Annotated in this window: 25 protein-coding genes and 1 riboswitch; of the genes, 16 read left to right on the plus strand and 9 right to left on the minus strand. The window is 59.9% G+C overall.

Annotated elements, in window-relative coordinates; genetic code table 11:
* Positions 1-14: 14 nt before the first annotated feature.
* On the minus strand, positions 15-1145 hold the full coding sequence (locus EV700_RS00265) for a putative solute-binding protein (protein ID WP_130410358.1): 1131 nt from the start codon (positions 1143-1145) through the stop codon (positions 15-17).
* Positions 1146-1300: 155 nt separating this feature from the next.
* Positions 1301-2416, minus strand: coding sequence for a putative solute-binding protein (locus tag EV700_RS00270; protein ID WP_130410359.1), 1116 nt, complete (start codon positions 2414-2416; stop codon positions 1301-1303).
* 247 nt (positions 2417-2663) lie between these two features.
* Between EV700_RS00270 and EV700_RS00275 the strand changes: the two genes are divergently transcribed.
* The 4 genes from EV700_RS00275 (at position 2664) to EV700_RS00290 (ending at position 6264) form a co-directional block, all read left to right on the plus strand.
* Complete coding sequence (locus EV700_RS00275; protein ID WP_165391276.1) at positions 2664-3617, plus strand: LysR family transcriptional regulator; 954 nt, start codon at positions 2664-2666, stop codon at positions 3615-3617.
* A 73-nt stretch (positions 3618-3690) separates the two neighbouring features.
* Entirely contained in the window at positions 3691-4518 is an 828-nt protein-coding gene (locus EV700_RS00280) for a pirin family protein (RefSeq protein ID WP_130410361.1), read from the plus strand.
* 58 nt (positions 4519-4576) lie between these two features.
* Positions 4577-5446, plus strand: coding sequence for a Hint domain-containing protein (locus EV700_RS00285; RefSeq protein ID WP_130410362.1), 870 nt, complete (start codon positions 4577-4579; stop codon positions 5444-5446).
* A gap of 65 nt (positions 5447-5511) precedes the next feature.
* Positions 5512-6264, plus strand: coding sequence for a Hint domain-containing protein (locus EV700_RS00290; RefSeq protein WP_130410363.1), 753 nt, complete (start codon positions 5512-5514; stop codon positions 6262-6264).
* Positions 6265-7148: 884 nt separating this feature from the next.
* Here EV700_RS00290 and EV700_RS00295 read toward each other — a convergent pair.
* The 6 genes from EV700_RS00295 to EV700_RS00320 form a co-directional block, all read right to left on the minus strand.
* Positions 7149-7724, minus strand: a complete 576-nt coding sequence (locus EV700_RS00295; protein ID WP_130410364.1) for a TMEM165/GDT1 family protein — start codon at positions 7722-7724, stop codon at positions 7149-7151.
* A 6-nt stretch (positions 7725-7730) separates the two neighbouring features.
* Positions 7731-7908: riboswitch (yybP-ykoY riboswitch) on the minus strand.
* Positions 7909-7951: 43 nt separating this feature from the next.
* The gene (locus EV700_RS00300; protein ID WP_130410365.1) at positions 7952-10156 is read right to left on the minus strand and encodes a primosomal protein N'; all 2205 of its coding nucleotides are present in this window, start codon (positions 10154-10156) and stop codon (positions 7952-7954) included.
* 63 nt (positions 10157-10219) lie between these two features.
* Positions 10220-11260, minus strand: a complete 1041-nt coding sequence (locus EV700_RS00305; protein WP_207224530.1) for a M14 family zinc carboxypeptidase — start codon at positions 11258-11260, stop codon at positions 10220-10222.
* A gap of 60 nt (positions 11261-11320) precedes the next feature.
* Complete coding sequence (locus EV700_RS00310; RefSeq protein WP_130410366.1) at positions 11321-11842, minus strand: hypothetical protein; 522 nt, start codon at positions 11840-11842, stop codon at positions 11321-11323.
* Positions 11843-11947: 105 nt separating this feature from the next.
* On the minus strand, positions 11948-12892 hold the full coding sequence (corA, locus tag EV700_RS00315; protein ID WP_207224531.1) for a magnesium/cobalt transporter CorA: 945 nt from the start codon (positions 12890-12892) through the stop codon (positions 11948-11950).
* 135 nt (positions 12893-13027) lie between these two features.
* The gene (locus tag EV700_RS00320; protein WP_130410368.1) at positions 13028-13714 is read right to left on the minus strand and encodes a ComF family protein; all 687 of its coding nucleotides are present in this window, start codon (positions 13712-13714) and stop codon (positions 13028-13030) included.
* A 93-nt stretch (positions 13715-13807) separates the two neighbouring features.
* Between EV700_RS00320 and bioB the strand changes: the two genes are divergently transcribed.
* The 6 genes from bioB (at position 13808) to EV700_RS00350 (ending at position 19699) form a co-directional block, all read left to right on the plus strand.
* Positions 13808-14830, plus strand: coding sequence for a biotin synthase BioB (gene bioB, locus EV700_RS00325; protein WP_130410369.1), 1023 nt, complete (start codon positions 13808-13810; stop codon positions 14828-14830).
* 48 nt (positions 14831-14878) lie between these two features.
* Complete coding sequence (bioF, locus tag EV700_RS00330; RefSeq protein ID WP_130410370.1) at positions 14879-16051, plus strand: 8-amino-7-oxononanoate synthase; 1173 nt, start codon at positions 14879-14881, stop codon at positions 16049-16051.
* Positions 16048-16764 carry an alpha/beta fold hydrolase gene (locus tag EV700_RS00335; RefSeq protein WP_130410371.1) on the plus strand — a complete coding sequence of 239 codons (717 nt, stop codon included), beginning with the start codon at positions 16048-16050 and terminating at the stop codon, positions 16762-16764. Before bioF ends, EV700_RS00335 begins: the two co-directional genes overlap by 4 nt.
* Entirely contained in the window at positions 16761-17543 is a 783-nt protein-coding gene (locus EV700_RS00340; RefSeq protein WP_130410372.1) for a methyltransferase domain-containing protein, read from the plus strand. Before EV700_RS00335 ends, EV700_RS00340 begins: the two co-directional genes overlap by 4 nt.
* The gene (gene bioD / locus EV700_RS00345; RefSeq protein ID WP_130410373.1) at positions 17540-18217 is read left to right on the plus strand and encodes a dethiobiotin synthase; all 678 of its coding nucleotides are present in this window, start codon (positions 17540-17542) and stop codon (positions 18215-18217) included. The genes EV700_RS00340 and bioD overlap by 4 nt, the downstream gene beginning before the upstream one ends.
* A 72-nt stretch (positions 18218-18289) precedes the next feature.
* On the plus strand, positions 18290-19699 hold the full coding sequence (locus EV700_RS00350) for a C13 family peptidase (protein WP_130410374.1): 1410 nt from the start codon (positions 18290-18292) through the stop codon (positions 19697-19699).
* A 36-nt stretch (positions 19700-19735) separates the two neighbouring features.
* On the opposite strand, the gene EV700_RS00355 is transcribed toward EV700_RS00350, so the two are convergent.
* Positions 19736-20209, minus strand: a complete 474-nt coding sequence (locus EV700_RS00355; RefSeq protein WP_130410375.1) for a DUF4124 domain-containing protein — start codon at positions 20207-20209, stop codon at positions 19736-19738.
* Between the two features lie 400 nt (positions 20210-20609).
* Here EV700_RS00355 and EV700_RS00360 point away from each other — a divergent pair, with 400 nt between their 5' ends.
* From EV700_RS00360 to EV700_RS00385, 6 genes are all read left to right on the plus strand, one after another.
* Positions 20610-22334 carry an acetolactate synthase 3 large subunit gene (locus EV700_RS00360; RefSeq protein WP_130410376.1) on the plus strand — a complete coding sequence of 575 codons (1725 nt, stop codon included), beginning with the start codon at positions 20610-20612 and terminating at the stop codon, positions 22332-22334.
* Positions 22335-22336: 2 nt separating this feature from the next.
* Positions 22337-22828: an acetolactate synthase small subunit gene (ilvN, locus tag EV700_RS00365; RefSeq protein ID WP_130410377.1), complete on the plus strand. Its 492-nt coding sequence runs from the start codon at positions 22337-22339 to the stop codon at positions 22826-22828.
* 77 nt (positions 22829-22905) lie between these two features.
* Entirely contained in the window at positions 22906-23922 is a 1017-nt protein-coding gene (gene ilvC / locus EV700_RS00370) for a ketol-acid reductoisomerase (protein ID WP_130410378.1), read from the plus strand.
* 160 nt (positions 23923-24082) lie between these two features.
* Positions 24083-24880: a CDP-diacylglycerol--serine O-phosphatidyltransferase gene (pssA, locus tag EV700_RS00375; RefSeq protein WP_130410379.1), complete on the plus strand. Its 798-nt coding sequence runs from the start codon at positions 24083-24085 to the stop codon at positions 24878-24880.
* A 34-nt stretch (positions 24881-24914) separates the two neighbouring features.
* Positions 24915-25919 carry a protein-methionine-sulfoxide reductase catalytic subunit MsrP gene (gene msrP, locus EV700_RS00380; RefSeq protein ID WP_130410380.1) on the plus strand — a complete coding sequence of 335 codons (1005 nt, stop codon included), beginning with the start codon at positions 24915-24917 and terminating at the stop codon, positions 25917-25919.
* A 1-nt stretch (position 25920) separates the two neighbouring features.
* Entirely contained in the window at positions 25921-26532 is a 612-nt protein-coding gene (locus EV700_RS00385) for a protein-methionine-sulfoxide reductase heme-binding subunit MsrQ (RefSeq protein ID WP_130410381.1), read from the plus strand.
* Positions 26533-26678: the final 146 nt, after the last annotated feature.

A 26678-nucleotide genomic window follows, 5' to 3' on the forward strand; every position in this document is an offset into this window, starting at 1 on the left:
ATGGCGAAGGACGGTCACTCGTCGGTCATGCTGCATTCCGGATTGGTGGGCTCCATCTTGCAACGGATTTTCTTCAGCACCTTCATCATGCGCGGGTCGTAATAACCGTCCTTGGTCATCTGGATGCGGGCTTCGCGCATCATGATCTTGTAGCGTTTTTCATCCGCCGGATTCAACTCCATCCAGTATTTGGCCGGAATATCCTTCTCCTGCTTGTCGATGTAGGTGAAAAGCTCGTCCAGGAACTCGTCCATGAACTTCAGGGAGACCGCGCGCAGGCTCATCATCTTCTGGTCCAGATCCGGCAGCTTCTGCTTGATGCGGTCACGGTTGATCACCAGGCTGCCGGTAATCTGCGCCAGGGGGAATTTGTAGATGGCGCCCTGCGTGCCCAGGCCCTTGTACAGCTCCAGCGGCCGGAACGCGATGGCGGGGGCAGCCACGATGTCCACCTGCCCGTTGTTGAACTTGCCCGCGAAGTTGGTGATGTCGGACGCCACCGGCTGCGCGCCCAGCTTCTGCACCATCTCGGCCTGCGACTTGTCCCAGTCCAGTACGGCAATCTTCTTGCCCGCCGCCTTCTCGATCGAGTTGATCTGCTTGTCGCGCACCATCACGTACAGCGCGCCCACCGGCAACACGCCCACGATCTGGTAGGGTTCGGTAATCGACAACGGAATCAGCTTCGGGTCCAGCAAGGTCTTCAGCAATACCCGCATGTGTTCATACGAAGGCACGCCGCCCACCGAATCGACACTGCCGATGAACGAATTGAACTGCCTGGCGCGCAGAGTGGAAATCCCGGCGGCGTCGCACTGCCCGGCCTTGAAGTTCTCGGCGGCGATGCGCTCGTCGGTGAAGACCTGGATTTCGGTATAGACGTTCCAGCGCCGGGCGATCAGCACCAGATCCTTGGCGCGGTTATACAGTTCGCCGTTCTTGCCGAGGATGTCGAACAGGCACACCGACACGTGCAGCGGCTTGTCGAGGGGCGGCGGCAGGCCGTCTTCGCCGGGTTTCAGGTCCTTGGCGATCGCCATGATTTCGGTAGCGTGCGCCGGAGCGGACGGGACCGCGGTCAGCGCGGCAGAGAGCGCCAGCGCACCCAGCAGGCCGGGCAGGCAGGCGGAAAGACGTTTGAGCATGGCGGCAGACCTCGACAATCGGGTTATGGTTGTTATTCCGGGAGTCCACGGGAAAGCATAAGCCGGGAGCAGGAGCGGCGAATTGGCCGTCGTGACAAAGTAAAAGGGCGGCGGAGTGTGGCTCCGCCGCCCTTTCGGCCGTCGTATCGGCCCGATTACTCATCCGGCAGCGAGCACTCCGCTTCGTTGGGCTTCAGCTTGCAGCGCACTTTCTTCTGCAGTTTCATCATGCGGGCATCGTAATAACCTTCCTTGGTCATCTGGATGCGGGCATCGCGCATCATCATCTTGAAGCCGTCTTCGTTGGCCTTGTCCATCGGCAGCCAATACTTGGCGGGAATATCCTTCTCGGTCTTTTCCAGCAGCTTGAAGATCTGGTCCAGCATCTGGTCCAGGAACTGCCCGGCGATGCCGCGGAATACTGACAGTTTTTCATCCAGGTCCGGCAGCTTCTTCTTGATGCGGTCGCGGTTGATCACCAGGCTGGCGCTCATCTGCGCCAGCGGGAATTTGTAGATGCCGCCGTATTCACCCAGGCCGCGATACAGCTCGAAGGGCCGGTAGGCCAGGGCGGGCATCACGATGATGTCCACCTGGCCGTTGTTGAACTTGCCGCCGATGTTGGTCAGGTCAGCCGACACCGGCTGCGCGCCGATGCGCCGCACGATCTCGGTCTGGGTCTTGTCCCAGTCCAGCACGGCAATCTTCTTGCCCGCCGCCTTTTCAATGGAGTCGATATGGCGATTGTTGACGTGCACGTAAGCGCCGCCGATCGGCATCACGCCCAGGATCTGGTATTGGCCGGTAATGGTCATCGGCGCGATTTTCGGATCCAGCAGGGTATGCAGCAGCAGGCGCATGCTTTCATAATCGGGCACGCCGCCCACGGCATCGACGCTGCCCATGAAGGGGTTGAACTGGCGGGCGCGCAGGGTGGAAATCCCGGCGGCGTCGCACTGGCCGACCTTGAAGTTCTCGGCGGTGACGCGCTCGTCGGTAAACACCTTCAGGTCGGCATAGACATTCCAGCGCTGGGCGATCAGCGCCAGATCCTTCGCCTGGCTATAGAAGTCGCCGTTCTTGCCCTGGAAGTCAAAGAAGCAGACGGTGACGTGCAGCGGCTTTTCCAGCGGCGGCGGCAGGCCGTCCTGACCGGGTTTCAGTTCTTCGGCGGCAGACAGGATTTCGGATTCGGCCATCGCCGGTACAGCGGCGGCCAGCAGGCAGCAGGCCAGCAGATGACGGGAAAACCGTTTCAGGAAGGAACCCATGCATTGACTCCGTGTTGCGCGGGTATACGGATGACCGCGGCTTGATTATTGTTATGGCAGTGCGTTTTTCGAGTAAAAACTCTAACCCACAATTTCGGCGATGGTAGGGCATGGTTGTCGGAAAAACAAGCCGCTGGTCCGGCAGCGCCCCTTCCGGCCATTGACTGTTGGAAAAATGCGATCGTTGCTCGTCGAAACCGGACGGGCGTCACCGGCCGATTCAGTCGGCATCATGGAGAATCAAGGCATGCAATACCGTCTGGAAGACATTGAAACCTTCCTGCAAGTCGCCGACACCGGCAGCATTACCCAGGCCGCCGAGCGCCTCTGCGTCAGCAAGTCGGTGATCAGCAAGCGCATCGTGCGGCTGGAAGGCATGCTGGGCATCGCCTTGCTGCACCGCTCCACGCGCGGCGTCACCCTCACCGATCGCGGCCAGGCCTTCAGCCAGCGCGCCCTGCGCATTATTGAAGACCTGAACCTGGCGGCGGACGAAGTCGCCGAGCACGGCAACGAGCTGGTCGGGCAGATACGCATCGCCGGGCCGCTCAGTTTCGGCTCGCGCTATCTGGGTGAGTTGCTGTTTCCTTTCATGGCGCATCATCCGCGTTTGCAGGTATCGCTGGATCTGGAAGACCGCACCGTCGATCTGGTGCGCGAGGGCTATGACCTCGGCATCCGCGTCACCCGTTCGCCGGCGCTGGAACTGCGCGCCCGGCAACTGGCGGTCAGCCGCCGCGTGGTCTGTTGCAGTCCCGCCTACGCCGAGAAGCACGGCCTGCCCAAAACGCTGGACGAACTGCTGAAGCACGAGGCCATCGGCTACTCCAACGTCAGCGCCAGCCAGTTGTGGCAGTTCGAACCGGAAGCGCCCGGCGGCGAGGTGCGGGCGCTGGCGATGCGCGGCCGCATCATGGTCAACAACGGCGAATCGGCCCGTTCCGCCGCCGTCGCCGGGTTGGGCGTGGCCATGCTGCCGCTGTTCATTGTCGGCGACGCGCTGTGCAAGGGCGACCTGATCATGCTGCCCGACCTGGCCGAGCCGGTGCCCGACCACATCTTCGCCGTCTACCCGCAAACCCGTTATGTCAGTCGGGCGGTGCGCGGCGTCATCGATTACCTCGTCACTTCCCTGAGTGAAACCCCGCCCTGGGAACGCGGCCTGCCGTGCCGTGGTGTTCGCCCCTTGGAAACACCGTGAGCGTTCGCGCGGCGCTTCTGCCGCTTCCGCATCAGGCTTACAGTGGGCGCATCCACTGAATGAGGGTTTCATCATGACAACCAGACAAGTCACCGGGCTGGTGCGCGGCCAGGCCGCCAGTGACGGCGCGGGCGTAAAGCTGTCGCGCGTGATCGGCAACAGCCAGGTGTCCATGCTCGACCCGTTCCTGATGCTCGACGAGTTCCGCTCGGACGAAGCCGGGGACTATATCGCCGGTTTTCCCGACCACCCGCATCGCGGCTTTGAAACCGTGACCTACATGCTGGCCGGGCGCATGCGCCACCACGACAACCAGGGCAACAGCGGCCTGCTGGAAGCGGGCAGCGTGCAATGGATGACCGCCGGGCGCGGCATTGTCCACTCGGAAATGCCGGAACAGGAAGACGGCCTGATGTGGGGCTTCCAGCTGTGGGTGAACCTGCCCGCCCGCGACAAGATGATGCCGCCGCGCTATCAGGACATCCGTCCCGAACAAGTGCCGGAAGTGGCCTTTGACGGCGGCAAGGTCCGGGTAATTGCCGGGGAATTCGCGGGCGTGGCCGGGCCGGTGGAGGGCATTGTCACCGCGCCGTTGTATCTCGATGTGCGGCTCCACGCGGGCGGACAGTTCGCGACGGCGGTTCCCGAGGGGCATCATGCCTTTGCCTATGTCTATCAGGGCGGGGCGGTGATTGCCGGGAAGCCGGTGGCGCGCGGGCAACTGGCCATTCTGGGTGATGGTGACCGGGTGGAGGCGGCGGCGGGTGATGAACCGGCGTCGCTGATTCTGGTGGCGGCGCAGCCGTTACGGGAGCCGGTGGCGCGTTATGGCCCGTTCGTGATGAATTCGCAGGCGGAGATTTATCAGGCGTTTGCGGATTTCAGGGAAGGGCGGTTTTGAGGTGGGTCCGGGGGCTTTAGGCTCCCGGGCTTTTTGGTGGGTTGGAAGGGGGTGGGAAATGGATGGCGGATTTGTAGCGGGGACGTTGGTGCATACGGACAAGGGATTGGTGCCGATTGAGCAGATAAGGGTGGGTGATTTGGTGCTTTCGAAGCATGAGAATGGGCTGTGGGAGCAGGCTTATAGGCGTGTGGTTAATACATTTGGCTCGCATGAGCTTAAGAAAGTCTACGCAATACGCTATGTTGACAAAATCCCGCAGGAAGGACAGTGGCTTCCTAATAGCGATAATGATTATGAGACACTTTATCTCACTGATAACCATCCAGTATGGGTTGAGAGAATTGGAAAGCAAGCGGCGATAGTTTTAGCTGATGAGCAAGATAAAGAGTATGTTGATCCTGACTTGAGGTTGGAATGGATTCGTGCTGGAGATATACGCACTGGAATGCGTATGGTTTTGTCTGATGGGCGTAATGGTTGTATTGTTGAGTTAAATGAGAGGGTTTTCGGTACAGATATTAGCGGTCTTTATTACGAGCAATTTGGATTTAATGCGAGTTATGTCGTTGATATGCGATATTCTGAGGTTAATAGGTATTTTGTTGCCGATCATTTTGATGAAATGCTGGATCGTGATGATACTGATAGAAACTCGATTTTCGGCGACCCTAAAAAGCACAAGGTTGTTCAAGAGTTTTTTGAGTATTGGCATTCGCATCGTCGTCAGAAATATGAAAATGGTGCCGTTTCTTCCCGAATTGATATACCAAATCCAGTCTTGGTAGATAATTGTGTTAAGGAAGGGTTTGGTGCTAATAGTCGAAACTATGACCGTGCTCGTGCACATATTAAGGTTTATAATATAGAAGTTGAGGAATATCATACGTACTATGTTGGTGAGCTTGGGTTGTGGGTGCATGATTGACCCTGAATATAATAGCACTTTGATTAATCAGTACTGGTGAATTAAATTTCGTTGAGGAACACTGAATGAGCCATCAGACGATTGATGAAAGCGGCTTTGTAGCGGGGACGTTGGTGCATACGGACAAGGGTTTGGTGCCGATTGAGCAGATCAAGGTGGGTGATTGGGTGCTTTCGAAGCATGATAATGGGCAGGGGGAGCAGGCTTATAAGCGTGTGGTTAATACATTTAAGTCTGATATGAAATTATCTATATTTCGTATTGGGTTTTGGTTAAAAGATGACCCATCATTCCCGTCCTTGTTCTGTACGGATAATCATCAATTTTGGTTGGATGGATTAGGGTGGACAAAACTGCATGACTTTCCAAAATATGAAGAGGTATCTGGTAACGTTTTAAGGGGCTTCCTTGGCGACAGAATTATTGTTAATTCAAACCCTTGGCCGCCTCTCCGGAAAACGGAAGTCGAGGATATTGCGATATGTAGCCATGATTTTCAGTGGGATGAATGCGCGGGTTACTCTTTGATGGTGGATTTTCGGCAAGGGCGTCCAATTTTGGTTGGAGGGACTGATGGCTCTTGGAGCGAATTATCCAAGGTTAAAAATGTGTCACATTCGGAAGAGATAAAATACCTGCCTTCGCTTGATAGTGACGATCCCGAGGCCCATTTTTATCTGAATGCCATGGGTGATGACTGGACGCGGGCTGAAGAGGAATTAGGTAATGTCTATAAAACTCATGTCTGCAATTTAGAAGTAGAGGATTATCATACCTATTATGTTGGTAAAGCCGGTATTTGGGTAAGGTCTTGTTAGTAAATAGCGCCATTAAAAACTAATGCCGTTGACGAAAATAATGTTTACTTGTTGAGGTTAAAGGATATGGACTCTCGGAACCTTGTTGAAAGCGGCTTCGTGGCGGGGACGTTGGTGCATACGGACAAGGGTTTGGTGCCGATTGAGCAGCTTAAAGTGGGGGATATGGTGCTTTCAAAACATGAAAGCGGTGAAGGGGAACAGGCATATAAGCCTGTTATAAATATATTTAGGAATGAGGATGAGCCTGTTTTACAAATAGCATACAGTGATGTATCAAAATCAATGGACCATTTAAACGTTAAATTGTTATACCTTACTGCAGAGCATTTAATTTGGGTAGTGGAGGATGTTAATGGTAACGCTGTTAATGATTGGGTTAGAGCTCGAGATGCAGCGGGGTCTGTGATTTTACTTGCAAGTGGTGTTTTGGCAGAGGTTGGCTCAGTTATGGATGTGTGGCCTACTGACTGTGATGATATAGGTTATTCAAATGATTGTATGGAGGAATTTCCTGGTATTGTTATTGATTTTAGTGGTGGCAAAATCCAGAGCTATCATGTGGAAGTGTATTTTAGTGGAGTGAATAACAACTTTTCTGACGAAACCATAGATTTTGACGAAAGTCTTGATGTGGTTGTTCGTTTTCTTGATTACATAGAAAAAGGTGTTCCTAGTACCGATATTTTTAGAAAATCAGTATACAATATTGAAGTTTCTGATTTTCATACATATTATGTTGGCACTGATGCTGTTTGGGTGCATAATGAAGGGAATTGCCAGTATCGAGAATTTAATGTTCCTTGGGATGATAATAGTCAGCAGAAAGGCATAGTTTTGCCGCCAGACCTGCAGGGCAAGCCGGGCGGCAACGGGCTCCACCTTCAAATAATCCCCGTACTCCCCACCAGCACGAACACCCCGATCGCCGCAAAAATAGCCGCGCAAATGCCGTGGATCAGTTTCAGCGGCAGCTTCTGCGCGAAATGGTTGCCCAAGTACACTGCGGGCACGTTCGCCAGCATCATCCCCAGCGTGGTGCCACAAATCACCCACACAAAATCGGCGGCGTAACGCGCGCCCAGCGCCACGGTGGCAATCTGCGTCTTGTCACCCATTTCCGCCAGGAAAAAGGCGATGGTGGTGGCGCCAAACACGCCGAAGCGGTGTTCCTTTTCGCCTTCCTCGTTATCCATCGTGTCCGGCACCAGAATCCATGCCGCCATGGCGATGAAGGACAGGCCCAGAATCCAGCGCATCGCTTCCGCGCCAATCAGTTGCGTCAGCCACATGCCCACCGCCCCGGCAAAGGCGTGATTGACAATGGTGGCGACAAATATACCGGCGACAATCGGAACAGGCTTGCGGAAGCGGGCGGCCAGCAGGAAGGCAAGCAGTTGGGTTTTGTCACCCATTTCAGCAAGGGCGACCAGCGCGGTGGCGATCAGGAAGGCATTCATCAGGCTATCTCCGGGGCGGCTAACAATTCCCATGACCTGACAGCCTCGGCCGACCCCGTGGCGAAGCATCAGGTCAAAGGTCTGGTCAGGCCGAAGCTGTACGCACCATGTTCTGAGGAACAATTATGTTGATACGTACCTGCCCGCAGGGCGCGGACAGCGACTACTCCCCAATGACGGCGCGATTCTAGCAGAAGAGGCGCGGCGCGGGCCAGTCCGTTTTCCGGTCAGGCGGTTTCCTGCGGGTCCACGTCCAGCGTCCAGCGGATGCGCTTGGCGGTGGGCAGGTTCGGTAAAAGCGGCAGCCAGCCGTCCAGGAAGTGGTGCAGGGCGGGGCGGTTGCCGCTTTTCAGCAGCAGGTGAGCGCGGTATACCCCGGCCTTTTTCTCCATCGGCGCGGGAATGGGCCCCCAGAATTCAGGCTCATTTCCCAGCGCTTGCCCTTGCGTCACGGCTTCCTGCAGAAATTGCAGCGCCAGTTCCGGAGCGTTGGCTTCGGCGCGCAGCAACGCGAGGTGACCGTAGGGCGGCAGGCCGATCTGGCGGCGTTCTTCCAGCGCGACGTCGGCAAAGGCGCTGTAGCCGCCGTTCAGCAGTTGCTTCAGCAGGGCGTGGTCGGGCTGGTGGGTTTGCAGCAGCACCAGTCCGGCCTTGTGCGCGCGCCCGGCCCGGCCCGCCACTTGCGTGATCAGTTGCGCCACGCGTTCCCCGGCGCGGAAATCGGCCCCCAGCAGGCCGCTGTCGGCCTCCAGCAGCGCCACCAGCGTTACGTTGGGGAAGTGGTGGCCCTTGGCCAGCATCTGCGTGCCGACCAGGATGGCGGCGTTGCCCTTGGCCACTTGGTCGTACAGGTTCTGCCAGCTGTCCTTGCGGCGGGTGCTGTCGCGGTCGATGCGGTGCACGTCGGCCTTGGGAAACAGCTCCTTCAGACTTTCTTCCACCCGTACCGTGCCCGCCCCGATGGCGCGCAGTTCTTCACTTTGGCAGGAGGGACACTGTTTCGGGGGGCGCTCGCTGTAGCCGCAATGATGGCAGTGCAGCCGTACCGGATCACGGTGCAGGGTGGTGCGGGCGTCGCAGCGCGGGCAGACGGCCTGCCAGCCGCAGTCGTGGCACAGCAGCACCGGGGCAAAGCCGCGCCGGTTGATGAAGACCAGCACCTGTTCGTCGTGGTTCAGGCGCAGGGCGATGGCGCGGTGCAGGGCGTCGGTCAGGCCGCCGCGCAGTTTCTGGCCGCGCAGGTCGATCAGCTTGATGTCGGGCGCTTGCGCGGATGCGGCGCGCTCCTGCAGCACCAGATGCTCATAACGGCCGCTGCGGGCATTGCCCAGCGTTTCCAGGCTGGGGGTGGCCGAGCCCAGCACCACCGGGCAACCCTGCAACTGGCCGCGCATCACCGCCAGGTCACGGGCGTGATAGCGGAAGCCTTCCTGTTGCTTGAAGGAGAGGTCGTGTTCTTCGTCGACAATGATCAGGCCCAGATGCGGCATCGGCGTGAACAGCGACGAGCGCGTGCCGATGACGATCCCGGCATGGCCGAGGAAGGCGCGCCGCCAGGCTTTCAGCCGCTCGCGCTCGGTCAGGCCGGAATGCAGCAAGGCGATGTCGGTGGCGAAACGGGCGCGGAAGCGGGAGACAATCTGCGGCGTCAGCCCGATTTCCGGCACCAGGATCAGCACTTGCTGGTGACGGCGCAGGCAGGCTTCGACGGCTTGCAGGTAAACCTCGGTCTTGCCGCTGCCGGTGATGCCCTCCAGCAGGAACGGCTGGAAGTGCCCCAGTTTCCCGGTGATTGCCTCAATCGCGGCGGTCTGTTCGGCGTTAGCCACCAGCGGCGCTTCCGAGAGCTGGAAACGCGGATGGGTAAAGGATTGCCGGGTTTCACCGAACGACTCGGCCAGCCCCTTGCGCGCCAGCGCGTTCAGGCTGTCGCGGCCAATGCCCATGTGCGTCAGGAAGTCTTCGCTGATGCCATGTTCGCCATGCAGCAACAGGCCGTCCCAGGCAATCAGCTGTTTGGGGGCGTTGCGCAGCGCATGCCGGTCCAGCGCGCGGCCGCTGTGCGTCAGCCGCCAATGGATCGGGTTTTCAAACAGGTCATCGCCCTGACGCAGCAGCGCGGGCAGGGCGGTGTCGAACACTTCGCCCACCGGGTAATGGTAATAGCGCGCTGCGCGCAGCAGCAGTTCCATCACCGGCTCCGGGAATACCGCCACCGGGTCCAGCAGCGCCTTGGCGAATTTCAGCTTGTCTTCGGGGGTGTCGGTGTGGTCGCTGATGCCGGTAACGATGCCGATCAGGTCGCGCGGGCCGAAGGGCACCTTCACCCGCGCGCCCAGGGCCGGCAGTTCGCTGAACGTGGCGGGAATGCGGTAGTCAAAGGTCTTCCGCAGCGGGACGGGCAGGGCGACTTGCAGGAAATGGCGGCTCATTCGGCATCGGGTCGTTATCGTTATCGGCCTATTATGCCTGAATCCGCGCCCTTGCCGAGGGCTTCAGCCGCCGCGCGGATACCAGCGTTCCAGCCCGGCCAGGCGGTAGGCGCGCCGTGCCTCCTCCTGTTGCGGCAGCCACTGTTCCCACGACGCGGTGGCGCGCAACATGAAGTCGAACAGGGTCAGATGACGGCGCAGCACCCGTTTCAGGCGGTGCGGCAATACCGGGTTGAAGTGGCCGAACCAGTCGAACAACTGCCGGGGATTCTTCTTCACCCACAGCCATGAGCCCATTTCCAGCGTGAACGGCAGGAAGAAACCGGGATCGCCACTGTCGAGGTGTTCCTGGTAGAGGTAATCCCACAGGTCGCCGTGCGTGGTGTAGTTCAGCGACTGCGGCTCCATCAGGTAGAAGTCGTGGTTGGGATAGGTGCTGTTGAAGATATGACGCAGCGCCACGGCCTCGGCCAGATGCGGCGGTACCTCACGGCTGCGCGCCCAGGGAAACCAGATGCGGTCGCGCAGGCCGAAGCCGGAGTGGCAGTCCATGGCCATGGCGAAGGGGCGGTGCAGCATCGATTCGCGCACGACGCGGATCAGCGCCTCGGCTTCCGGCTCCAGCCGGTGTTCGCCGCGATACCAGGGCAGATGCCGCGACAACCGCTGTCCGCCCAGCGGCCAGGCGGTATAGCCATGCGCTTCCACCGGGGCGTTGCGCATCAGGTCGACCCCGGCCGGATTGGCGCGGGTGTTCAGCGCCAGCCCGCCGACGTTGATCATCGGCAGGCACACCAGCCGCACCTTCTGCAGCAGATCCTGCAAAGACACATCCCAGTCCAGCCGCGATACCAGGCTTTCCAGCCAGGCCAGCAGCACCTGGCTGCCAATGCGCTCCATGCCGTGAATGCCGCCGAAGAAGCCCGCCACCGGGGCGTCCGGGGCGGTGCTGCCCATCTCCAGCCGCCACACCGGCAACTCGCGGCCATGCAGCGGCACGCGCAGCACGCATTCGGCGCGCACGGCGGAACCGGCCCGGTCGAGCAGGTTTTCAAGCAACTGGAGTTCGGGGAGCGTATTGCGGGAGGGCAGCAGCGGGTTCATGGATCGGGAGTCTCGACGGTCCGGCAGGGTGCAGACAGTCTAGACTCCCGATATGACAGATCAGTAACGCAGGCCCAGGCCGAAGGCGATATTGTCGAGGTGACGCGCCGAGTCGTACTTTTCCCAGGTCATGGACACCACGAAACGGTTGTTCGGGTAGTAGTCCAGCACACCGGGACGCTTGAAGACGCCGTGCATGGCGTTTTTGGTGAAAGTCCAGACGACGGGCAGATCCATCTCGCTGTGCACGCGATAGATGGCGTCTTCGGTGCCGTAACCGACTTGCAGTTGCAGCAGGCGCTTGTAACCGGAACCGACAAAGACACTGAAGATGGGGTTGTCGGTGCCTTCCGGGAAGTATTTCAGGCTGCCGCCGGTGTTGAAGGTATCGCGGGAATAGATGGCTTCACCGCCCACGCCCCAACCGGGAGCGCGTCGGCCGCCGATGGTCTGGCTCAGCGTGCTGCTGACGACAATGGCCGATTCATAGGCCGGAAACTGGATGGGACGGTCGGCCGCCATGGCCTGGGTGCTGAACCCGCCCAAAGCAATGAGAAAGATTTTTTGTAGTTTAGACAGCATGACAACCCAATCCGTGCAGGCAAAATTCGCCCCGATTATGCCGCTTTTGCGCCGACAGGGCTACTTGCAATGCAAAAATGTGCCAACTTGGCGGCAATACCCGGCCTAGAGCCAGCCGCGGCGGCGGAAATACCAGTAGGGCAGGACCGCGGACAGGATCATCAGCAGGATGGCGTAGGGATATCCCAGATGCCAGTGCAGTTCCGGAATCCACTCGAAGTTCATGCCGTAAATGCTGGCGATCATGGTGGGCGGCAGGAACATCACGGCGGCGACCGAAAAGATCTTGATGATCTTGTTCTGGTTGACGTTGATGAAGCCGAGGGTGGTGTCGAGCAGGAACTTGATCTTGTCGAACAGGAAGGAACTGTGCGCGATCAGCGACTCCGAGTCACGGATCACATCGCGCAGGCGCTCGCTCTGCTCGGCGTTCAGCACGCCGGCGCGCAGCAGCAGGTACAGCATGCGCTGCAGGTCGATCATCGAGATCCGCACCTTGCCGTTGATGTCTTCCTGCGACGCGATGGCGGTCAGCAGCGATTCCATGTCGTCGTTTTCGGCGTTGCCCAACACCTGGCGGCTGGTTTCTTCCAGGTCGGCATGAATCCGTTCCAGGATGTCGGCCAGGTTTTCCACCTTGGTTTCGAACAGCCCCAGCAGGATGGATTTCGAATTGTTGATGTTGACCAGACCCTTGCGGCCGCGCATCCGGAACAGCCGGAACGCCGCCAGTTCTTCTTCCCGCAGCGTAAACAGCCGCACGCCGTTGAAGATGAAGGCGGCGGAAATATTTTCGGGATTGTTGTCGGCGTAGTTCAGGAAATACGAACTGATGTGCAGGCCGTAGTCATTCTCGTAGAAGCGGGAGCTGGCCTCGATCTCGTACAGGTCGTCGATGGTCGGCAATTCCTGGGCATAGGCAATGCGGATCCAGTCGCGTTCCTCGTCGGTGGGATTGATCAGATCCACCCAGATGACCTCCGGTCCCAGATCAGCGGCGGCATTGATCGCAATCTGCTCAAGCGCACCTTTGTTCAGGGAAAAGGCCATCAGCATAAGGTCATACTCTCTCGCGGCGGGGCCAGGATGGATGGAAGCGAATCGGTCTATTCTAACCCCAAACTGTCACAGAGTGGCCAGACGTATGTATTTTAAAAGGTAATTCCCCGCCACGGCTCCGAAGCCTCACAGCGTCCGGGCCAGCGTCCAGACCTCAACCCGTCCCACCCCGGCGCGCTGCAGCATCTCCGCCAGATGCCTGACGGTTGCGCCCGTGGTCAGGACGTCATCCACCAGCGCCACATGGTCGGGCAATCCGCGCAGTTTTCCGGCCCTGAACGCCAGGCGGATATTACGGTCGCGCTGGGCGGCGTTCAGCCCTTTCTGGGCGGGCAGGCCGCGACGGCGCTCGAAGACATCCGTCCGCACCGGAATCCGCAACAGGCGGCCGGTTTCCCGCGCCAGTTCCAGGGCCTGGTCAAACCCCCGGGCTTGCAGTCTTTCCATGGCCGCCGGAACCGGAATCAGCACGGCCGGCCGAGCGCCCGCATGGCGGCGCACCCGTGACGCCAGCAGCCAGGCCAGCGGCCGGGCGGACTCATGGCGCGGCAACTCCTTGAACTGGTGGATCAGATGATCCATCGGGAAGCGGTAGTAGGCGGCGCACAGCACGGCGCTGAACGGCCAGTCGGCCGGGCTGCAGGGACAACTGCCGGGTTCGGCCTCGGGCATGCCGCAGGCGGTGCAGTCCGCGCCGGTCAGGGGCAGGTCAGGCAGGCAGTCGCGGCACAGCCCGGAGACGCTGCCGGTTATGGCCCGGCATAACAGGCAGGGGGAGCCCGGCAGCAGCAGGTGTTTAATCAGCGAGATCATGGTAAAGTTTTTCCATCCTTGAAACTTGACGGCCCGTATCCATACGGGCAACATACCAAGCAACCGCTTGGTTCAACATTCCGGGGGAATCCGATGACCGCTGTCCGCCATGACTGGAGCCGCGCCGAGCTGCGCGCCTTGTTCGACCTGCCGTTCAACGATCTGCTGTTCCGGGCGCAAACCGTGCACCGGGAGCATTTCGACCCCAACGCAGTCCAGGTCAGCACGCTGCTGTCGATCAAGACCGGCGCTTGCCCGGAAGACTGCAAATACTGCTCGCAGTCCGGCCATTATGATACCGGCCTCGACAAGGAAAAGCTGCTGGAAATCGAGAAGGTGGTCAACGAGGCCAAGGCCGCGAAATCCACGGGCGCCAGCCGTTTCTGCATGGGCGCCGCCTGGCGCAGCCCGCGCGACAAGGATATGCCCTATGTGCTGGAAATGGTGAAGCAGGTGAAGGCGCTGGGTCTGGAAACCTGCATGACGCTGGGCATGCTGGCCCCGGAGCAGGCGAAAGCCCTGGGTGAAGCCGGACTCGATTACTACAACCACAACCTCGACACCTCGCCGGAGTATTACGGCAAGATCATCACCACCCGCAGCTATGCAGACCGCCTGAACACGCTGGCGCATGTGCGCGAAGCGGGTATCAAGGTGTGTTCCGGCGGCATCATCGGCATGGGCGAGAAGCGTGAAGACCGCATTGGCTTGCTGATGGAACTGGCCAATCTGCCCGAGCATCCGGATTCGGTGCCCATCAACATGCTGGTGAAAATCGCCGGGACGCCGCTGGGTGATGTGGATGACCTGGAGCCGTTCGAATTCGTCCGCACCGTGGCGGTCGCCCGCATCATCATGCCGAAGTCCTTTGTGCGCCTGTCCGCCGGCCGCGAAAAAATGAACGAGCAGCTGCAGGCCTGGTGCTTCTTCGCCGGCGCCAACTCCATCTTTTATGGTGAGAAACTGCTGACCACCAGCAATCCCGAAACCCATGCCGACCGTCAGCTGTTCGACAAGCTGGGTATTCACGCCTTGCAGGTCGAGACTGCGGTGGCCGACAGCCTGCCGGTCACGCCCAAACCCGCCACGCTCTGGCGTGACGCCATGTCAGCCTGACGGTCGTTGCGTTCGCGGCGTCAGGCCGCGGGCGCAGGAGCCTTTCCCATGTCCCTGCAAGCCTTCCGCCTGGACGAAAAGCTGGCGGAACGCCGCTTGCAACAGCGGCTGCGCCAGAGCAAGACCCACGACTCCGCCCAAGGCGTCTGGCTGGTGCGGGACGGACGCCGTTTCCGCAATTTCTCCAGCAACGACTATCTGGGATTGGCGGCTCACCCGCAGGTGCAGGCGGCGCTGGTGGACGCGGCCGGTCGCTACGGCGTTGGCAGCGGCGCCGCGCACCTGGTTTGTGGTCATACCCGCGAACACCAGGCGCTGGAAGAAGAGTTGGCGGCCTTCACCGGGCGCGAAGCCGCCTTGCTTTTTTCCACCGGTTACATGGCCAATCTCGGCCTTATCCAGGCGCTGGCCGGACGGGGGGATGCGGTTTTCGAAGACCGGCTGAACCATGCCTCGCTGCTGGATGGCGGATTGACCTCGGCGGCCCGATTCCAGCGCTATCGCCATAATGATTTGGCCCATTTGCGCACCTTGCTGGAAACGACAGATGCCAACGCCCGTCTGCTCGTGACCGACGCCGTGTTCAGCATGGATGGCGATCAGGCTCCATTGCCCGGACTGGCTGCGCTGGCGCGCGAGCATCAGGCCGCGCTGATGGTGGATGACGCCCACGGCTTTGGCGTGCTGGGGCCGCAGGGGCAGGGCGCACCAGCTGCTTCCGGTTGTTCGGCGGACGATATACCCGTTTACATGGCGACGCTGGGGAAGGCGCTGGGCACGTTCGGCGCTTTTGTGGCGGGAAGTCGCACCTTGATTGATTACCTGACCAATTTCGCGCGACCATTCATCTATACCACCGCCATGCCGCCCGCGCTGGCGGCGGCTACCCGGCAAAGTCTGCGTCTGGTGCAAGCGGAGACTTGGCGGCGGGAGCATTTGCAACAATTGATCCGACGTTTCCGTCGTGAGGCGCTGGCGCAAGGCTGGCCGCTGATGCCCAGCGAGACCGCCATTCAGCCGCTGCTGCTGGGGGAGGAATCCCGGGCGCTGGCCCTGAGCGCCGCTCTGGAAAAGCGCGGCTTCTGGGTGACGGCGATCCGCCCGCCAACGGTCCCGGTCGGGCAGTCGCGGTTGCGGATTACCCTGACCGCCTCGCATAACCATGACGATGTGGACGCCCTGCTGGCGGCGCTGTCGGAGCTGCGGGAGTCCGGGTTATGAGCCGCCCGCCGCTGGTCTTGCTGGCCGGATGGGGCACCCCTGCGGCGGTGTGGACGCCGTTGCTGCTGGCTTTGCAGGCTCGTTTCGAGGTCACTGCGCTGGACCTGCTCGATGGCGGGGAAGGGGAGATCCGCGATTATCTCGCCCGGTTGCATGCCAGAACGCCCGCCAATGCGGTCTGGCTGGGATGGTCACTGGGCGGAGTCGTCGCGGCGCATTATGCGGCGGCATTTCCCGCGCGGGTCCGTCAGCTGCTGCTGGTGGCGGTCAATCCGTGTTTTGTCCAGCGTGATGATCATGCCCATGCCATGCCCGCTGCGGTCTTTGCCGATTTCCGCCGTGACTTCGCGAGGGATCCGCAGGCAGCGTGGCAACGGTTTCTCTCGCTGCAGTGTCTGGGCGGAGCGGATGCGCGGGCGGACCGCCGCGAACTGCAGGCTCGGTGCGGCAAGGTTTTGCCGGCCCCGGCGGCCCGGCTTGAAAGGCAACTGGACTGGCTCGGGCAGGAGGATATCCGTCCGCTGCTGCCGCAGCTGTCCTGCCCCGTCGCCTGGCTGGGCGGATTGGGCGACACCCTGGTTCCACCGGCGGCCGGTGTTCACGCGCTTCATGAAGCTACGTGCTTCGCGGATTCGGCGCATGTGCCGTTCCTGAGCGAGCCGGAGCGCTTCTGCGAGTGGGTCTGTGCACGCACGGCGGGAGTGACAGGGTGACAGCTTCGATGGTGATGCCGGAGCAGGCGCGGATCGCGCAACGGTTTGGCGATGCCGCCCACGCCTATGATGCCGAGGCCCTGGCGCAGCGGCACTCCGCGGCAGCCTTGCTGACCGGTATCCGGGCCAAGGGCCGGGCGCTGGATGTTGGCTGCGGCACCGGCTGGCTGGCAGGGCAGTTGGCGGCGCAGCCGGAGGTGACCGAGGTGCTGGCGCTGGATATTGCCCGTCCGATGCTGCAATCCGCCGTCCGGATGCATCCCTCCCTGCGTTGCATTCAGGCGGATGCCGCCGCCATGCCCGTCGCCTCCGGCAGCATCGATCTTCTGGTCAGTAATTTCGCCCTGCAATGGCTGTCTTCGCCGGACCGGTTTGCCTCGGAGCTATACCGTGTGTTGGCCGCACAGGGCTGTTTCCGGCTGGCAGTGCCGGTTGCCGGAACGCTGGGGGAACTCTCGGCGGCCTGGGAGCGGGTTGAGGAAAATCCCCCGATCAATCGTTTCCTGTCGTCCGGAGCCTGGGCTGAAACCTTGCTTCGTCACAACCTGAAAATCCAGACGCAGGCCGTGACGCCCCTGTTCCAGTATTATCCGACCGTCCGCGAGTTGCTGCGGGCCTTCAAACGCATCGGTGCGAATGAAACCCTGTCGCCGCGCCGGAGCGGCATGTGGGGCAAGGGAAAGTTGCAAGCGCTGGAGTCGGCCATGGAGCCCTACCGGACACCGGCAGGACTGCCGCTGCGTTACGACGTTTTGCTCATTACGGGATACAAACCATGAAAGCCTATTTTCTGACCGGAACCGATACCGGGATCGGCAAGACCACGGTTGCCTGCGCCTTGCTGGCGCGGGCGCGGAAGCAAGGGTTGTCCACGCTGGGGTTGAAACCCGTCGCCGCCGGTTGCGAGCAGACGCCCGACGGCCTGCGCAACAGCGATGCCCTGATGCTGCAGGCGGAGAGTACGGTCAAGGTGAGCTATCCGGAGGTGAATCCGGTGGCTCTGGAAGCGCCGTTGTCGCCGCATCTGGCTGCGAAGGCTGCGGGTCGACGCCTGACCATCACCCAGCTGACCGGTTTTGTCCGCGCCGGATTGTCGCACCGTCCCGATCTGGCGTTGGTCGAGGGGGCGGGCGGCTGGCGCGTACCGATCAGCGACCGCGAATTGCTGTCCGCCTTGCCCAAGGACCTGAGGATGCCGGTGGTGCTGGTGATAGGCTTGCGTCTGGGCTGCCTGAATCACGCCATCCTGACGGCCGAAGCGATCCTGAAGGATGGCTTGCGGCTGGCGGGTTGGGTTGGCAACCGTGTTGACCCCGACATGGCTGACCCCGAGGGCAACCTGGCGACCTTGCGCAATCTGCTGCCCGCGCCGTGTCTGGGGATTGTCCCTTATTTGCCGGACGGGTCACCGGAGGCGCTGGCGTCACACCTCGACATCGCCCCATTGCTGTAGACCAAGGCAGGGGCTGTCCGCCCCCAAGATTCTTGCTATTATCCGGCGCGGAATCCCAAGGATACTTCCGTCATGTCCCATCGGCCGCTTGGCCTTTTCCTGCGTTCCTTCGCCGACAACATTCTGGCCGCCCTGTGTATGCTGGTCGGTCTCCGTCGCGCGTTCAGTCATCTGCATCCCGCACCGATCCAGTTCCTGTGTTTCCTTGCGGGCAGCCTGCTCACCAGCCTCACCTTCGACATGGTCAGCGAGGGGTTTCCCGGCGCCCCGGATCCGGTGGGCTTTGCCGTATTCCTGCTGCCGCCGTTTTTCTGGCTGATCTTCGGGGTGTTCCTGGCGCAGCGCTATGGCGTTTGGCGATTGGTGCTGGGGCCGGCGATCCTGTGGCTGGCCGCCGATATCATTGTCGGCCTGATCCAGTCCGGTATCCAGTGGGCGGGTCAGGAAGAGTGGCTGCCGGTCTGGCTGGGCGACTGGGTTCCTGACATTTATCTGGGGCTGTTCGCCTGGCCGACAGTCAGCCTGATCGTGGTCTTTGGTCGCCAGCTGGCCTGGACCTGGTGGTTGCGGATCATTGTCATGGCTGCAGCCCTGACGTTCCTCTATGGCTGGTCCTATCTGTTCTCCGATCAGCGGCTGTGGTACGCGGAAACCGAGGTCGGCGATGCGCCGCCGCCCCGCATCACCGAGGAAGCCGCTTTTTACATGCAGCCCTTGCTGCTCAATCGTGCGTTGGCGCGAGTGGAGCCGGGGACGCCGGGGAAAGTGGACTGGTATTTCCTGGGGATCGGCGGGGCCGCCTATCAGAACGTATTTCGTCGTGAAACGGAGTCGGTGCAGAGTCTGTTCGATACCCGGTTTGATACCCAGGGGCATTCCCTGGTGCTGATCAATGACGATGACACCGCGTTGACCCAGCCGATCGCCACGCGCACCAGCATCGCCCGCGCCCTGGAAACGCTGGGCAAGCGCATGAACCCGGACGAGGATGTCCTGTTCCTGTTCATGACCTCGCATGGTTCGCGTGACGGGTTGTTCGAGCTCAGTCACCAACCCTTGCAGCTGCAGGGTATTACCCCTGTCTGGCTGAGGACGGCGCTTGACAAGGCGGGCATCCGCTGGCGGGTGATTGTGTTGTCATCCTGCTATTCGGGCGCGTTCATTCCGGCGCTGAAAACCCCCGGTTCCTTGGTGATTACGGCCGCCGCCGCTGACAAGACCTCTTTCGGTTGCTCCGATGACGCGGACTTTACGTATTTCGGCCGGGCCTTCTTCGATGAGTCGCTGCGTCAGGATCACTCGCTGCTGGAAGCTTTCGCCTCTGCAAAAAAATCGATTTCCCAGCGCGAAAAGGAGGAGGGCTTCCAGCCTTCGGAGCCGCAGATATCATTGGGAGGGGAAATGGCCAAGGTCTTGCCGGTGCTGGAGAAGAGTCTTTTTCCAGTCGTGGATACGACTGCTGGCGAGGCGGACGCGCCCTGATCCGGATACAGGACGCGCCCGCGCTGCCAGCGGGCATTACATGCAGTATTCCTTGATGTGTTTCTGCGTTTCTTCCATGCGTTTCTTTTTGTCTTCCTCGGTCATCGTCTTCACGCCGCCCTTGCCGTCATCCATGCTGACATTGGCTTTCTGCAATGTCTCCATGTCCTGTTTCCAGATAGGGCAGTTGGGTTTGTTCAGGGCCTTTTCCTTTTCTTTGGCAGACAGTGTGGTCTTGCTGTCGCTAGCCTTCTTGTCGGAATCATCGCGGTTTTTGGCCTGATCCTGACGCTTCTTTTCCAGATCGGCGATGGCCTGTTCGCTATCCACCGGGATACGGGTACGGACATTGACGGTCTGGACGGTCGAGGGCTTGCCATTGGCTTCGGGAGGGCTTTGGGAATAATGCGTAATACCCTTGTCATCCACCCACTTGTAGAAGTTTTCGCCGGCGAAGGCGCTCAGCGAGAGCATGCCGAATAAGGTTATTGTTATGAGTTGCTTGTTCATCGTTGAATGGCTCCAGCCATAATATGAGACGGCTTATGGCAACGAATATAGCCTCTTTGCGTGAAGTTGATAAGGCATGCGGCGTGTAAGAAAGTGTATTCCGCTGTCTGGTTCCAAAAAAAAGCCGCCATGACTTGACACGGGCGGCCTAAGTCTAAAAAATGTTACCCTTTTTAGTGGACGGGTTGTTGTGCCGCAAGTCACCCTCTTGCGCCACCCAACCGAGGCGATGCCGGTCCGGACCCGCTGAACGCGGGCCGGAAGAAACGACTTGTCAGACAGTAGCGGCCTACCCGGCCCGAGGTCGCAGCGCACCCAACCGGTGCCGGCAACGAGTCAGGCGGAGCCCCTCTGATCCAGTCGACAGGCAGCCAGGCTGCCATCTGCAAGGGTGATACTCGTGGAACTTTTATCTGGTGGTGATATGCTCATCCGCGCCCTCGCCGACGAGGGGGTGGAATATCTGTTCGGCTACCCCGGCGGCGCGGTGCTGCACATTTACGACGCGGTCTTCCGGCAAGACAAGGTCAAGCACATTCTGGTCCGCCATGAACAGGCGGCCGGCCACATGGCCGACGGTTATTCCCGCGCCACCGGCAAGACCGGCGTGGTGCTGGTGACTTCCGGCCCCGGCGCAACCAATACCGTCACGGCCATCGCAACAGCCTACATGGACTCGATCCCGATGGTCGTCATTTCGGGCCAGGTGCCGTCGCACCTGATCGGTGAAGACGCCTTCCAGGAAACCGACATGGTCGGCATTTCCCGCCCGATCGTGAAGCACAGCTTCCAGGTCCGCAAGGCTTCCGACATTCCGGGCATGGTGAAGAAGGCGTTCTACATCGCCGCTTCCGGTCGTCCCGGTCCGGTAGTCATCGATATTCCCAAGGATTGCACCAACCCCAACGACAAGTTCCCGTACGAGTATCCTGAAAAGGTCAAGATGCGTTCGTACAATCCGCCCGGACGCGGTCATGCCGGCCAGATCCGCAAGGCGATCGATGAGCTCGTCCAGGCCAAGCGTCCCGTCATCTATACCGGTGGCGGCGTGGTGCAGGGCAATGCCTCGCACCTGCTCACCGAACTGGCGCACCTGCTGAACTATCCGGTCACCAACACCCTGATGGGCCTCGGCGCATTCCCCGGCACCGATCCGCAGTTCATCGGCATGTTGGGCATGCATGGCACCTACGAAGCCAACATGGCCATGCACCATTCCGACCTGATCCTGGCTATCGGCGCGCGCTTTGACGACCGCGTAACCAACAACCCGAAGAAGTTCTGCACCGGCGCCAAGGTCATCCATATCGACATCGATCCGGCCGCGATCTCCAAGACCGTGTCGGCGCACATTCCCATTGTCGGCGCGGTCGAGCCGGTGCTGACGGAAATGTTGTCACAGCTCAAGCAGCTGGGCGTCAGCAAGCCCAATCCCGACGCCATGGCCCAGTGGTGGAACCAGATCAACCAGTGGCGCGCCCATCACGGCCTGCGTTACGAGCCCGCCAAGCCGGGCGAGATGAAACCGCAGGAAGTGGTCGAGATGCTGTACAAGGTGACCGACGGCAAGGCCATCATCACCTCCGACGTTGGCCAGCACCAGATGTTCGCCGCGTTGTACTACAAGTACGACCGTCCGCGTCAGTGGATCAATTCCGGCGGTCTCGGCACCATGGGCTTCGGCCTGCCGTCCGCGATGGGCGTCAAGATGGCCTTCCCGGAAGAAACCGTGGTCTGCATCACCGGCGAAGCCTCCATCCAGATGAACATCCAGGAGCTGTCCACCTGCCTGCAATACGGCCTGCCGGTCAAGATCCTCAACCTGAACAACCGCGCCCTCGGCATGGTGAAGCAGTGGCAGGACATGCAGTATGAAGGTCGTCACTCCAACTCCTACATGGAGTCGTTGCCGGACTTCGTCAAGCTGGTGGAAGCTTATGGCCACGTCGGCATGAAGATCACCGACCCCGCCCAACTGGAAAGCAAGATGCGTGAAGCCATGGCGATGAAGGATCGCCTGGTGTTCCTGGATGTCTATGTGGACCAGTTCGAGCATGTGTACCCGATGCAGATCCAGGGTAACTCCATGCGTGACATGTGGCTGTCGAAAACGGAGCGTACCTGATCATGCGTCGTATCATTTCTGTCCTGATGGAAAACGAGCCGGGCGCGCTGTCGCGCCTGGTCGGCCTGTTCTCCCAACGCGGCTACAACATTGAAACGCTGACCGTCGCCCCGACCGACGATCCCACCCTGTCCCGCCTGACGCTCACCACCAATGGCGACGAACAGAAGATCGAGCAGGTCACCAAGCAACTGAACAAGCTGGTGGAAGTGGTCAAGGTCGTCGACCTCAGTGAAGGCGCGCACATCGAGCGCGAGCTGATGCTGATCAAGGTCAAGGCGACCGGCGCCATCCGCGCCGAGATCAAGCGCACGGCGGATATCTTCCGCGGCCAGATCGTCGACGTCACGCCCACCACCTACACGCTGCAGCTGGCCGGCACCTCCGACAAGCTGGATGCCTTCATCCAGGCGCTGTCGGAAACGACGGTGCTGGAAGTTGTGCGCAGCGGTGTCTCGGGCATCGCCCGCGGCGAAAAGGTTCTGAGTATTTAACGCTAACCATGCCCTTCCCGGACGGGGAGGGCCAGGCTCGGGGCGATCCCCGGTCCCCCCAACCAAGAGGAACTCTCATGCAAGTTTATTACGATAAAGACGCCGACCTTTCCATCATCCGCGGCAAGAAGGTCTCCATCATCGGCTACGGCTCGCAAGGCCACGCCCATGCCCAGAACCTGCGCGATTCCGGCGTTGACGTCACCGTCGGCCTGCGCAAGGGCGGCGCTTCCTGGACCAAGGTCGAAGCTGCCGGCATCAAGGTCGCCGAAGTGGACGAAGCCGTGAAGGGCGCCGATCTCGTCATGATCCTGCTGCCGGACGAAAACATTCCGGAAGTCTACGCCAACAACGTTGCTCCCAACATCAAGCAGGGCGCCACGCTGGCTTTCGCCCACGGCTTCAACGTTCACTACAATCAGGTTGTTCCCCGCGCCGACCTCGATGTGATCATGGTCGCCCCGAAGGGCCCGGGCCACACCGTGCGTTCCGAATACCTGAAGGGCGGCGGCGTGCCGTCCCTGATCGCCATCTACCAGGACAAGTCCGGTAACGCCAAACAGATCGCCCTGTCCTACGCAGCGGCCAATGGCGGCACCAAGGGCGGCGTCATCGAAACCAACTTCCGCGAAGAAACCGAAACCGACCTGTTCGGCGAACAGGCCGTGCTGTGCGGCGGTGCCGTGGAACTGGTGAAGATGGGCTTCGAAACCCTGGTGGAAGCCGGCTATGCTCCGGAAATGGCCTACTTCGAGTGCCTGCACGAGCTGAAGCTGATCGTCGACCTGATGTACGAAGGCGGCATCGCCAACATGAACTACTCGATTTCCAACAATGCCGAATACGGTGAATACGTGACCGGTCCGGAAGTCATCAACGAGCAGTCCCGTGAAGCCATGCGCAACGCCCTGAAGCGCATCCAGACCGGCGAATACGCCAAGATGTTCATCCTGGAAGGCCGCACCAACTACCCGTCCATGACCGCCCGTCGCCGCCTGAACGCCGCCCACCCGATCGAAGTGGTCGGTGGCCAACTGCGCGCGATGATGCCGTGGATCCACAAGAACAAGCTGGTCGACCAGACCAAGAACTGATCTGTCAGGCTTGTTCGGGAAAAGGGCGCACCGGTTGCGCCCTTTTTCATTTTTTCACTGAAACAAAATCCCGATAACACGCATCCAATCAACAAAGCCGTAGCATCCGGCGGATGGCGTGATTATCATCGGGGTTTTCCAGCGGACAGGTGCTTCGCACATGCAAAAACCTACTGATGATCAGGATGACTACGAAGGCATCACCTTCGAGGTAGAAGAAGAGGAAGAGGACGGGGCCGGGCGAAAGGTGCGTAACAAGGGGATTTACCTGTTACCCAACCTGTTTACCACGGCAGCCCTTTTTTCCGGCTTCTACGCCATCATCGCCGCCATGAAGGGCCAGTTCGAACCGGCCGCCAAGGCCATATTCATGGCGGCGGTTTTTGACGGTATGGATGGCCGTGTAGCGCGGATGACCAATACCCAAAGCGCTTTTGGGGAGCAATATGATTCGTTGTCCGACCTGGTCTCGTTCGGCGTTGCACCGGCTTTGCTGGCTTATAGCTGGAGCCTGAATCATCTTGGCAAGTTTGGCTGGATTTGCGCCTTTATCTACCTGACATCGGCAGCATTCCGGCTCGCACGGTTCAATGTACAGATCGGCAGCGTCGACAAGCGTTATTTCATCGGCCTTGCCAGCCCGTTGTCGGCGGCTTTGGTTGCCAGCATGGTCTGGGCCTCGGTGGATAACCATATCCCGGGCCTTGACGGCGATTACGCCATCCTGCCGGCCATCATGACGGTTCTGGCCGGCTTTTTGATGGTCAGTAATTTCCGCTACTACAGCTTCAAGCAGCTGGATCGTAGCCGGGTGCCGTTCGCGGTGATGCTGCCGGTCGTGCTTGTCATTGGAATTGTCGCCAATGACCTGCCGATCGGATTGCTGGCCGTATCGATTGTTTATGCCGCTTCAGCGCCGGTTACCGCGCTGTGGAACAAATTACGTCCCGCCGCCTGATCCCCACGGGTTGGGCGCGGCGCAGGAGATCGCCATGCCCAACCGCTCCCTGACCGGCTCCCCGGTCGCATCTGATGACATCACGCCCGAATCGGTATTCCTCAAACGTCGCGACCTGCTTGCCGGGTTGGGGTATCTGGGGATGGCCGCCTTGCTGCCTGCTCAGGCGAACGCTGCCGGCCCCGCCTATGTGGCGCAAGCTGATCGCGCCAACGCACCGGCTTGGCTTCGGCAAAAAATAGCCGGTCGAAAAGGGGGGGCGAATACGACCGGCGAATCCTTGACGCCCTATGACAGTGTCAGCACCTATAACAATTTCTACGAGTTCGGGCTCGACAAGGAAGATCCTGCCGAACGGTCTGCGGATTTCCGCCCGGATCCATGGCGGGTTACGGTGGACGGCTTGTGCAACAAGCCCGGCAGCTACACGCTGGAAGACATCCTGAAGCCTCACACGCTTGAAGATCGCATATATCGCTTCCGTTGCGTGGAAGCCTGGTCAATGGTTGTGCCATGGTTGGGATTCCCCTTAGGGGATTTGTTGAGCCGTTTCGATCCCAAGGCAGAGGCCAAGTATGTAGAGTTCACGACGCTGGAGGATTCGGCGCAGTTTCCAAACCAGAAAAGCCGCGCACTGGACTGGCCTTACGTGGAAGGCTTGCGTCTTGATGAGGCGCTGCATCCGCTGACGATCATGGCTGTCGGAGTTTATGGTCGCAGCTTGCCGCCGCAAAACGGAGCGCCATTGCGGTTGATTGTTCCCTGGAAATATGGATTCAAGAGCATCAAATCCATCGTGAGAGTTCGCTTTACCGCCACCCAGCCACGCACCACCTGGGCAATGATGGCTCCCAATGAATATGGGTTCTACGCCAACGTCAATCCGGCGGTGGATCATCCTCGTTGGTCACAAGCCCGAGAGCGACGTTTGCCTGCTTCATTGTTCAATCCCAACTGGCGGCCGACCTTGCCGTTTAACGGCTATGCGCGTGAGGTGGCCGGACTGTATTCCGGCATGGATCTCAGGAGGTTTTTCTAAAATGCGGGCCGGTTCATGGCAGAAATTCGTCAGTCTGCTGGTTTGGACGGGCCTGTCTTTGCCGTTGCTGATCATGATCGGCCAGGCGATTACCGGGCATTTGGGGCCGGATCCTGCCAAGGCGCTGGTGGATAGCAGCGGGCTCTGGACCATTCGCCTGCTTTGGTTGACGCTGGCTATGACGCCGCTGCGGATTATTACCGGTATGAACGGGTGGGTCCGCTATCGTCGCAGGTTGGGCCTTGGCGCGCTCTTTTACGCATGCATTCATTTGTCCTGCTACGCGGTGTTTTTCCTGGAAGGAGAGTGGGTGGCCCTTGTCCGGGAGATAGTCAAGCGGCCCTATATCGTTGTCGGCTTCATGGCCTGGCTTTTGCTGTTGCCGCTCGGCCTAACCTCGACTCGCCAATGGCAAAGAAAACTCGGTCATAACTGGCTGCGTTTGCATAAAGCGGTATATCTGATTGCATTTCTGGCGTTAATACATTTCATCTGGCTGAAAAAACTGGGTATCTGGGCAGTTTGGCCCTATGCGCTATTATTATTGGTCATGATGGCGTTACGTACACCGGTTATTAAACGAGCGATTCAATCCGCGCGGATTAATAAATAAGCGCAATATGGTGTTTTTGGATGAAATCCGGTCACTCGGTGTGAATCTCCCTGAAATGCGTTGACAGGATATTCTGGGGGCCTATAATGCGCCCCACGCTGACGCGCTGCTGGCTGAATAAGCCTAGCAAAAACAACAACTTGCTT

The organism is Fluviicoccus keumensis (genome assembly GCF_004217445.1).
Taxonomy (GTDB): Bacteria; Pseudomonadota; Gammaproteobacteria; order Pseudomonadales; family Moraxellaceae; genus Fluviicoccus; species Fluviicoccus keumensis.